Source organism: Streptomyces sp. NPDC015139, assembly GCF_043079785.1.
GTDB classification, from domain to species: Bacteria; Actinomycetota; Actinomycetes; order Streptomycetales; family Streptomycetaceae; genus Streptomyces; species Streptomyces albidocamelliae.
This window is the reverse complement of the sequence record NZ_JBIBUW010000013.1, coordinates 233,847-242,207: the sequence shown is the minus strand read 5'-3', so window position 1 is coordinate 242,207 and position 8,361 is coordinate 233,847. Positions and strand designations below refer to the sequence as shown.

The 8,361-nt window shown below is 70.8% G+C and carries 7 protein-coding genes; 4 read left to right on the top strand and 3 right to left on the bottom strand.

The genetic code is table 11. The annotated features are described in order from the left end of the window. The coding region (locus tag ACF08B_RS30980) for a SigB/SigF/SigG family RNA polymerase sigma factor (protein ID WP_392320458.1) at positions 1–633 on the top strand (633 nt) is incomplete at its 5' end. Between the two features lie 315 nt (positions 634–948). On the opposite strand, the gene ACF08B_RS30975 is transcribed toward ACF08B_RS30980, so the two are convergent. Beyond that, the gene (locus ACF08B_RS30975) at positions 949–2,865 is read right to left on the bottom strand and encodes a PAS domain S-box protein (protein WP_392320457.1); all 1,917 of its coding nucleotides are present in this window, start codon (positions 2,863–2,865) and stop codon (positions 949–951) included. A gap of 445 nt (positions 2,866–3,310) precedes the next feature. Between ACF08B_RS30975 and ACF08B_RS30970 the strand changes: the two genes are divergently transcribed. After that, positions 3,311–4,885 carry an alpha/beta hydrolase gene (locus ACF08B_RS30970; protein ID WP_392320456.1) on the top strand — a complete coding sequence of 525 codons (1,575 nt, stop codon included), beginning with the start codon at positions 3,311–3,313 and terminating at the stop codon, positions 4,883–4,885. Positions 4,886–5,094: 209 nt separating this feature from the next. On the opposite strand, the gene ACF08B_RS30965 is transcribed toward ACF08B_RS30970, so the two are convergent. Beyond that, a complete protein-coding gene (locus ACF08B_RS30965) occupies positions 5,095–6,711 on the bottom strand; it encodes an ADP-ribosyltransferase domain-containing protein (protein ID WP_392320455.1) in 1,617 nt (538 codons plus the stop codon). A gap of 199 nt (positions 6,712–6,910) precedes the next feature. Here ACF08B_RS30965 and ACF08B_RS30960 point away from each other — a divergent pair, with 199 nt between their 5' ends. Continuing rightward, complete coding sequence (locus ACF08B_RS30960) at positions 6,911–7,588, top strand: macro domain-containing protein (RefSeq protein WP_392320454.1); 678 nt, start codon at positions 6,911–6,913, stop codon at positions 7,586–7,588. 9 nt (positions 7,589–7,597) lie between these two features. Here the strand turns inward: ACF08B_RS30960 and ACF08B_RS30955 are convergent, their stop codons facing one another. Further along, positions 7,598–7,849, bottom strand: a complete 252-nt coding sequence (locus ACF08B_RS30955; protein WP_392320453.1) for a hypothetical protein — start codon at positions 7,847–7,849, stop codon at positions 7,598–7,600. Positions 7,850–7,994: 145 nt separating this feature from the next. Between ACF08B_RS30955 and ACF08B_RS30950 the strand changes: the two genes are divergently transcribed. Further along, complete coding sequence (locus ACF08B_RS30950; RefSeq protein ID WP_392320452.1) at positions 7,995–8,318, top strand: hypothetical protein; 324 nt, start codon at positions 7,995–7,997, stop codon at positions 8,316–8,318. Positions 8,319–8,361: the final 43 nt, after the last annotated feature.

Here is an 8,361-nt window from a genome sequence, read left to right as displayed (position 1 = left end):
CGGTTCCGCAGCCGGGGTGCGGAGGAGATGGAGGACATCGTCCAGGTCGGCATGATCGGTCTGATCAAGGCGATCGACCGGTTCGAGCTGTCCCGGGAAGTCGAGTTCACGTCGTTCGCCATTCCGTACATCGTGGGTGAGATCAAGCGGTTCTTCCGGGACACCACCTGGGCGGTGCACGTGCCGCGCCGGCTGCAGGAGGCCCGGGTGCAGCTGGCGCGGGCGACCGAGGAGCTGCGTGGGCGTCTGGGCCGGACCCCGACGGACGGGGAACTGTCGGAGCTGATGAGTCTGCCGGAGGAGGAGGTGCGTGAGGCCCGTCTGGCCGCCAACGGCTACGCCTCGACCTCGCTGGACGCCACCATCAGCGGCAGCGAGGACGGCGAGGCCGCGCTGGCCGACTTCATCGGTGCCGAGGACCGGGCCCTGGGTCTGGTGGAGGACTTCCACACCCTGGCCCCGTTGATCGCCGGCCTCGCCGAGCGTGACCGGCGGATCCTGCACCTGCGGTTCGCGGACGAACTCACCCAGGCACAGATCGGCGAACACCTGGGCGTCTCCCAGATGCACGTCTCCCGGCTGCTGACCCGCACCCTCGCCCGCCTGCGCGAAGGCATGCTCGCCGACAGCTGACCGCGGCGCGGCACATCCTGCCGGGAGACACCACGGAAGCGGCCGGCCGGTGATCGCGCCGCCGGGCAGCTCCTGGACCCCGCCACCCCGGGCATCGCCGTCGGCGACCGGGGGGCCATCGGCCTGCCGGCGCCCCTTGCCCGCGCGGGCGTCGCCGTGCCCGGCCGGGTGTCCGTCGCCGACTACGACGGCAGCCCTCGCGCCCGGCCGAGTCGCGTCGACCCGACCCACGATCGGCCGAGCGCGGAGGAGCGGGTGCGGGACGCCACCACCGCCGCTGTCGAACGACTCGACCGAGGTCGCACCGAGACGCCCTCACATCTTCAGGCTGAACCACGTCGTCTTCCCCGCGTCCGTGGGCCGGACCCCCCAGTCGTCGGCGAGTGCGCGGACGAGCAGCAGGCCGCGCCCGGACTCCTCGTCCTCGCCCGCCTGACGGGGCTGGGGCAGGGCCGGACTGTGGTCGCTGATCTCCACGGTGAGGTCGGCGTCCGTCCGGCACAGGTGCACTCCGATCGGCCCCTGCCCGTGCTGCACCGCGTTGGTGAGAACCTCGGAGAGCAGCAGCCGCGCGTTGTCCATTCGCTCCGCGTAACCCCACGAGGACAGCGTCTTGGCGAGGAAGTCCCGGCCCGCGGACACGGACTCGGGGGCGGCTGCCAGATCCGTCACGGCGGTGGCCAGCGGAGCGGCCGGCAGCTGGGTCAGCAGGAGCGTGACGTCGTCGTGGCCGTCGGCGTCGGGCAGCAGCGTCTTGAGGACGTGGTCGGCGGAGGCCTCCAGCCCGGGATCGACCGTGACGAGCTCGTCGAGGGTGGCGACGAGCTTGCTCAGCTGGTCCTCGATGTCGCTGCCCGGAGTCTCGATCAGACCGTCGGTGTACAGCACGAGGGTGGAGCCGCGGGGAATGGTCGTACTGCACTGCTCGTAGATCATTCCGCCTACGCCCAGGGGAGCGTTCACCGGCGCGTCGAGCGTCTGGGTCCCCTGTCCGGGAACCGCCACGAGCACGGGCAGGTGTCCGGCGGAGCAGATCGTCACCTCGCCCGCGTCCGCCGCGATGATCAGATAGCAGCAGGTGACCAGCTGGTCGGGCACGTCGAGATCGGCGACGACGGTGTCCAGGGCCTGCATCAGCTGGCGCGGCTGCAGTCCGGTCTTCGCCAGGGCGTGCGCCGCCGACCGCAGCTGGCCCATGACGGCCGCGGCCTCCAGACCGCGGCCCATCACGTCGCCGATCAGCACCCCGACCCGGCCGGCGCCCAGCGGGACCAGGTCGAACCAGTCGCCGCCGACGCCCGCTCCCGTGGTCGCCGGCCGGTAGCGGCTCGCGGTCGCCAGGCCGGGGATGGCCGGCGGTGTCCCCATGAGGCTGCGCTGCAGCGTGAGGGCGATGTGCCGCTGCTGCTCGTACAGCTCCGTCAGCTCCGCCTCGGCTCGCTTGCGGTCGCTGATGTCCCGGACGATCGCACACGCCCCGATGACCTCTCCGCTGCGCGCCCGGGTCGGCCACAGCGTGACGTCCACGTCCAGCAGGGCACCGGAGCGGGTGACGCGGAGCGTCTCGAAGTGCTCCACCTTCTCGCCCTCGCGCAACCGCTCCAGGAGCGCGCTGATCTCGTCCTCCCGGTCGGGTGGCGCCAGCAGGGAGACGTGCCGCCCCAGCACCTCGCTCGCGGCGAACCCGTAGAGCCGCTGGGCCGCCGCGTTCCAGTAGGTGATGTGCCCGTCCAGGGTCTTGGCCAGGATCGCGTCCTGCGAGGACTCCACGAGGGCGGCGAGTTCGTTGATGCGTTCCTCCGCCGCCTTGCGTTCGCTGACGTCGCGTACGGCGGCGGAGACGAGCAGGCCGTCCGTGGTCTCCAGGGGGCTGAGGCTGATCTCGACGGGGAACTCGGTGCCGTCCTTGCGCAGTCCGTAGAGGTCGAGTCCGGCGCCCATGGGGCGGACCTGCTGGTTGTGGGCGTAGCCGTTGCGGTGGTGGGTGTGATGGCCGCGGAAGCGGCCGGGTACGAGGAGTTCGACGGGGTGGCCGAGGAGTTCTTCGCGCTGGTAGCCGAAGAGGGCCTCGGTCTGGGCGTTGACGAGCCTGATGATTCCGGCGTCGTCGACGATGACCATGGCGTCCGGTGCCGCCTCCAGTAGACCGCGAAACCTTTCCTCGGCGGCGCCGGGCGCGCCCGCCGGTTCGCCGGCACCGCACCGGCACGACACGATGCTCCGCCCGTCCACGGGACGAGGCTCCACAGTTTCGGCCAAGTCGCTCATTTCCACTCCCACCCCGAGACTCAGCATGAGACAGGCCATCCCAGCGCAACTCGGATGGTTTCGCGGCAGCATGTCGCTTAGTGCCCCGCAACGGTCGAACCCTGTCCGTCAACAGCGGTCGTAGTGACCGCTTGTGACTCACCGGCGCCCGCGCACCGCACAAGAGGCGTGAGAGCCCGGCGAAGCGCCGGTCGCCCCCCGTCCGCACGCGACACCCGCGCTCGGCGGAGACACCTGCTCACAGCGCTCAAGAGCGGATGGTGAAAGGCCCGTTCAGGTTCTCCTCCTCACGTCTCGTTCTGTGTACACCGCAGGTCGTAGCAAGACCGCTCCGCAGATGGATTCGCACATCTCTCGTACACGAAATGGTGGTGCCGTCCCGGAAGTTGATCGAAAGGAACGGCCAATCGTGCGGATCGGACGCATGGCGCCCCTGCTCACCGGGGGAGTCGCGGCAGCGCTCGTCGCCACCCTGGCTCCCACGCAGGCATCCGCGGCGGCGCCGCGGCAAAGAGCGGAGCAACAGAAGCCGGCATGGCACCGGTGCGACCGGTCGCTGCCCGCCGCCTTCCAGTGCGCGACCATCAAGGTTCCGCTCGACTACAGCCGCCCCGACGGCAAGACGATCAAGCTGGCCGTCTCCCGCATGAAGACCGGCGTCCCCGGCAAGAAGCGCGGCGTGCTCCTCTTCAATCCCGGCGGTCCGGGCGGCGAAGGGCTGGACATGCCGGTCATGATGAAGGAGATGCTGCCCAAGAACGTCCGCGAGCAGTACGACCTCGTCGGGTTCGATCCGCGCGGCGTGGGCCGTAGCAGCCCGGTCACCTGCGGCCTGACGGCCAAGGAACAGAACTCCGAACGCCCGTACAAGGCCGTGACGTTCGCCCGGGACGTCAAGTGGGCCCGCACCGTGGCCGACAAGTGCCGTGCCAAGAGCGGTGACACGCTTCCCTACATCACCACCCGCAACACCGCCCGCGACATGGACGTCATACGCGCCGTCCTGGGGGAGAAGAAGATCTCCTACCTGGGCTACTCCTACGGCACCTACCTCGGCGCCGTCTACGCCCAGATGTTCCCCGGGCGGACCGACCGCTTCGTGCTGGACAGCTCGGTCGACCCCGCACGCGTGTGGCGCGGCATGATCCAGATCTGGGCGGAGGGCACGGAACCGGCCTTCACCCGCTGGACCAAGTGGGCCGCACAGCGCCACCGCACCTACAAGCTCGGCGACACCCCGGCCAAGGTGAAGAAGACGTTCTGGGACCTGGTCGCCCGGGCCGACCGCACCCCGATCGACGACAGCGGCCAGAAGCTCGACGGCGACGACATCCGCGCCGCCCTGCGCGCGCAGTTCTTCAGCCCCGAGTACGCCACCGAGTCCGTCGTCCAGCTCAAGAAGGCCGCCGCCGGCCACCGGGTGTCCCACCTCCTCGCCACCCCGGACGACCGGGAACCGCGCCGCTTCGCGGCCGCCGCGCAGCCGCCGGCCGACAACGGCTCCGCCGTGTTCTGGACCGTGGTCTGCGGCGACACCGCCGCCTGGTCGCGCGACCCCGAGCAGTACCGCCGTGACGCCGTCCGGGACAAGGCCAAGTACCCGCTCTACGGCGACTTCGCCTCCAACATCACGCCCTGTGCGTTCTGGAACGGACCCTCGGAGCCCGCCACAGCGGTCGACAACAAGGTCGGCCTGCTCACCGTCCAGAACCAGTGGGACTCCCAGACCCCGCTGGCCAGCGGCCTCGGCATGCACCGCGCCCTCAAGGGCTCGCGCATGGTGTACGTCAAGGGCGGCGAGGGCCACGGCGTCTACGCCGGAGACCCCCGTGCCTGCGCCGACCGCGCTGTGAACGCCTACCTGAACAACGGCAAGCTGCCCACCCGGGACGTCACCTGCAAGCCGTCGGGCCGTCAGGGCGCCGGCGTCAGGCAGCGCATCCTCCCCGTCCCGGGGAACACCCCGGCACCGCCCCGCTTCTGACGCAACACCGCCCCGCCCGGCCGCGTCCACTCGCGGCCGGGCGGACGTGAGCACTGCGGTGCCGCGGCCGAGTCTCGGGGGTCGGCCACGGCACCGCGCCACCCGGTTCTGCACCACGTGACCACCCCCGAGTGCCCTGCGACGGCCTGCGCACACGGAGCCGAACGGGTGGTCCGCCCACGGACGGCGCCGCGGCCGGCCGGCGGGCCTCACGAGACCTGTGACTGCTCCTCCAGCTCGGTCAGTCTGACGGTGCACAGGCCGCCGCGCTCGGTCTTGACGTCGGTCACCTTCAGCTGCGTCCCCGGCAGCAGGATGAACTCCTCCTCACCGGTGAAGGCGGAGAAGTCCCGGATGCCCACGGCCCGGGCCGGGGACACCTCGAACAGCGTCCGCTTGCCGCGGCTGCCGAGGAAGGACCGGGCCACCCCCGGCTCGGACGTGCACGAGGACACACCCCACCAGGTGATGGTCCGCCCGAGCGGGTACTGGGCCCGCAGGTCCAGCGACACTCCGCGCCACAGCGGGGACGTGCGAACGGGCAGCTGAGACACCGCCGAGAACAGCAGCCGCAGGTACGGCAGATAGGGCACGAGCCGGGCGCGGTCCGGGGAGCGCAGTATGGCGTTGATCTCCCGGTAGAAGGCGGACTCGCAGGTGTACAGATACAGGGCGGCGATCGCGTCGGCGGACAGTCCGCCGCCCACTCGGTCGGCTCGCCGCTTGCCGAACTCGTGGGAGCGGTCGACATGGCCGCCCAGCCCGGACAGCAGGGCGGCGACCGGGGCGACGGCATCACCGAAGTCCATGAGCGGGGTGTCGTACACGCCCGTGATCGCGGGAAGGACCAGGCCCTCGTCCTTGACGCCGGCGAGCCGGTCCAGGTAGAGCTGGTGCAGCTCCATGGTGGACGCGATGAAGGCGCCCATGCGGTCGGCGACGCCGCCGCCCGGCCCGCCGACCTCCCCGGCGAGCGCGTTCCAACCGGTGCTCGGCAGCCAGTCGATCTCGTCGGCACCCACCGACGCCAGGGCCTCGTTGACCATCCGGAAGTGGTCGCCGTCGCAGAAGACGTCACCTTGAGCGGCGGGATTGGCGTGGTCGATGTGCCGGACCTCGACGTCGGGGTACTTCTCCTGCAGCTTGAGGACGACCTTCTTCAGACTGCGCGCGTGAGCGCCCCACCAGGCGAAGACGACGCCACGGTCCTCGCCGTCGGCGCCCTGCTTCGCCTTGAGGATCTCCTCGACGATCCGCTCGACGACCGGCCGCCAGAACCGGGTGTGCCGGTCGGTGCCGCTCGCTCCGTCGCTGCCTGCCGTCAGAGCGGCGTTCAGCAGGAGCACGCCCTGGGTGAGCATCGCCTGGAACCACTCCGGAGGCTGCACGGTGTCCTGCTTCTTCAACAGCGCCCGGACGTCGGCTATCGGGGTCTTCTTGGGGATGCCGTACTTCCACATGGCCGCCGCCTTGATGATGCAGCGGATGCTCACGACCCTGCCGAACTGGCTGTCCCGCCAGTCGTGGAAGGTGTTGTCGAACATCGCGATGCCGGTCGCGCTCTCCGGCCGCGGATACGGGTTCTGACCGAAGACCACGACCTTCCACTTGTCCGGCGCGTTCGGCTTGAGCGCCTGGAACGTCAGCTCGCGCACCGGCACCACCTGCGGACCGCGGCCGGGGCCAATGAACTCGGCTGCGTCGGGCTGGGCCTCGATGACCGGCTTCAGCAGCGGCAGCCACGGTTCACCACCGCCCTGGAACAGTTCCGCGAGGGCCAGCGGGTCGCTGGGATCGGGCAGGGCAGGGGTGCGGTCATCGCTCATGGTGGAGGCACTCCGAATGATCGAAACAGCCGAACTGTGCAGGCAGACGGCCTGGTTGACGAAGTGATCACGAGCATAGGGGTGCCCACTGACAGCGCCCTCCCGCTGCGTCGGGCACTGCTGCTCGGCGGCGCCACTGTCAGTGCTGCGCGGTAGCTTTCCGGTCAGTCGAGTGATCGTCTTCCGACAGGAGTGAACCGTGACCGAAGACCGCGTGCAGTCGCCGCTCAGGGTGGTTCTGACCGACATCAACACCGCGGTGGTGGAGTCCTGGCGAGCGGCGTTCGCCGACGAGCCTCAGATCGAGATCCGCAACGGCTCGCTCCTCGACGAGGACGTCGACGCCTGGGTCAGCCCCACCAACTCCCGTGGCCGGATGGACGGCGGCGTCGACGCGGTCGTCAAGAGGTACCTGGGCGCCGGCATCCAGCTGCGGGTGCAGAAGGCGATCCGCGACGAGTTCGCGGGCGCGCTCCCGGTGGGCAGCGCGGTGTGCGTCCCCTCGGGAGCGGTCAAGCCGCGATTCCTGATCTCCACGCCGACGATGGAGACGTCCTCGCAGAACGTCAGCGAGACCCTGAACGTGGCCCTGGCCTGCGCGGCGGCCTTCCAGGCGATCCACCGGCAGAACAAGAAGGCGCCCGGCAGCATCCGGTCGGTGGCACTCGTGGGCATGGGTGCCCGGACCGGCCGGGTGCCGGCGCGGGTGTGCGCCAACCTGATGTGGACGGGCTACACCCTGTTCCACGACCACACCTTCGCGGACTACGACGACCTGCGCGGCACGATCGTCGCGCAGCTCGACGACATCGAGAACGCGCCCGTGGACAAGCCCGTCCGCATAGCACCGCACCGCCGGGCCGGCACCCGCCGCTGACGACAGGTGTCAGACGGGCTCGCCCGGTGTCGTGGCCACGTCCTCGGCCCGGTCCCGGGGGCGGTGGCCCCCGGCCTCCCACAGGCACCAGGTCGACCACAGCAGCAGGACGAGGAAGACGGCGAGCAGGCCCAGCAGGAACACCGTCTGCCGTTCCGTGCCGTCGTCGCCGAGCAGGCTCAGGAGCAGGCAGAAGGTCCAGGCGACCACACCACCGGCGTACACGGCCCTGAGCTGTCGCATCTGATTCGCCGAACCCATCGTCACCCCTCGAAGCAGCCGCGTCACGCGTCGCCCTGCCGGTACCCGCCTCGCGAGAGTTCAGCCCGCCCAATCCCGGCCGTCACGTTCCGGCCGGGCGGCCACCGCTCGCGAGGGGGGAGCGGCAGCACGCAGAATCGTTCCCATGAACGCGCGGCAGCCCCCCGAGCGGACACCCGACGGACACTTCGTCGTGGTCGACGGCCGGAGATGGCGAGCAACGGACCCGTCCCTCCCGGAGGAGAGCGCCGCCCGGCTCCGGCGTCACCTCATGGCGGCCCGCCGCGCGGTGCGGGCCGCCACCGGGGCAGGCGATCCGGAAGCCGAGCGGTCGGCACGCGCGCGGGTACAGCGCGCGAAGGTCGCCCTGGGGGAGCGGGGCACCCCGTGGTGGGAACAGTCCGAGGAGGAGCGCCGCCGACGATGGCAGGACGGGCTCGCCCGACTCGACGCGGACACCGCGGATTGACGCTCCGTCGCCTGTCCGGGCCGCCGCGCACGGTCTTCCCGCC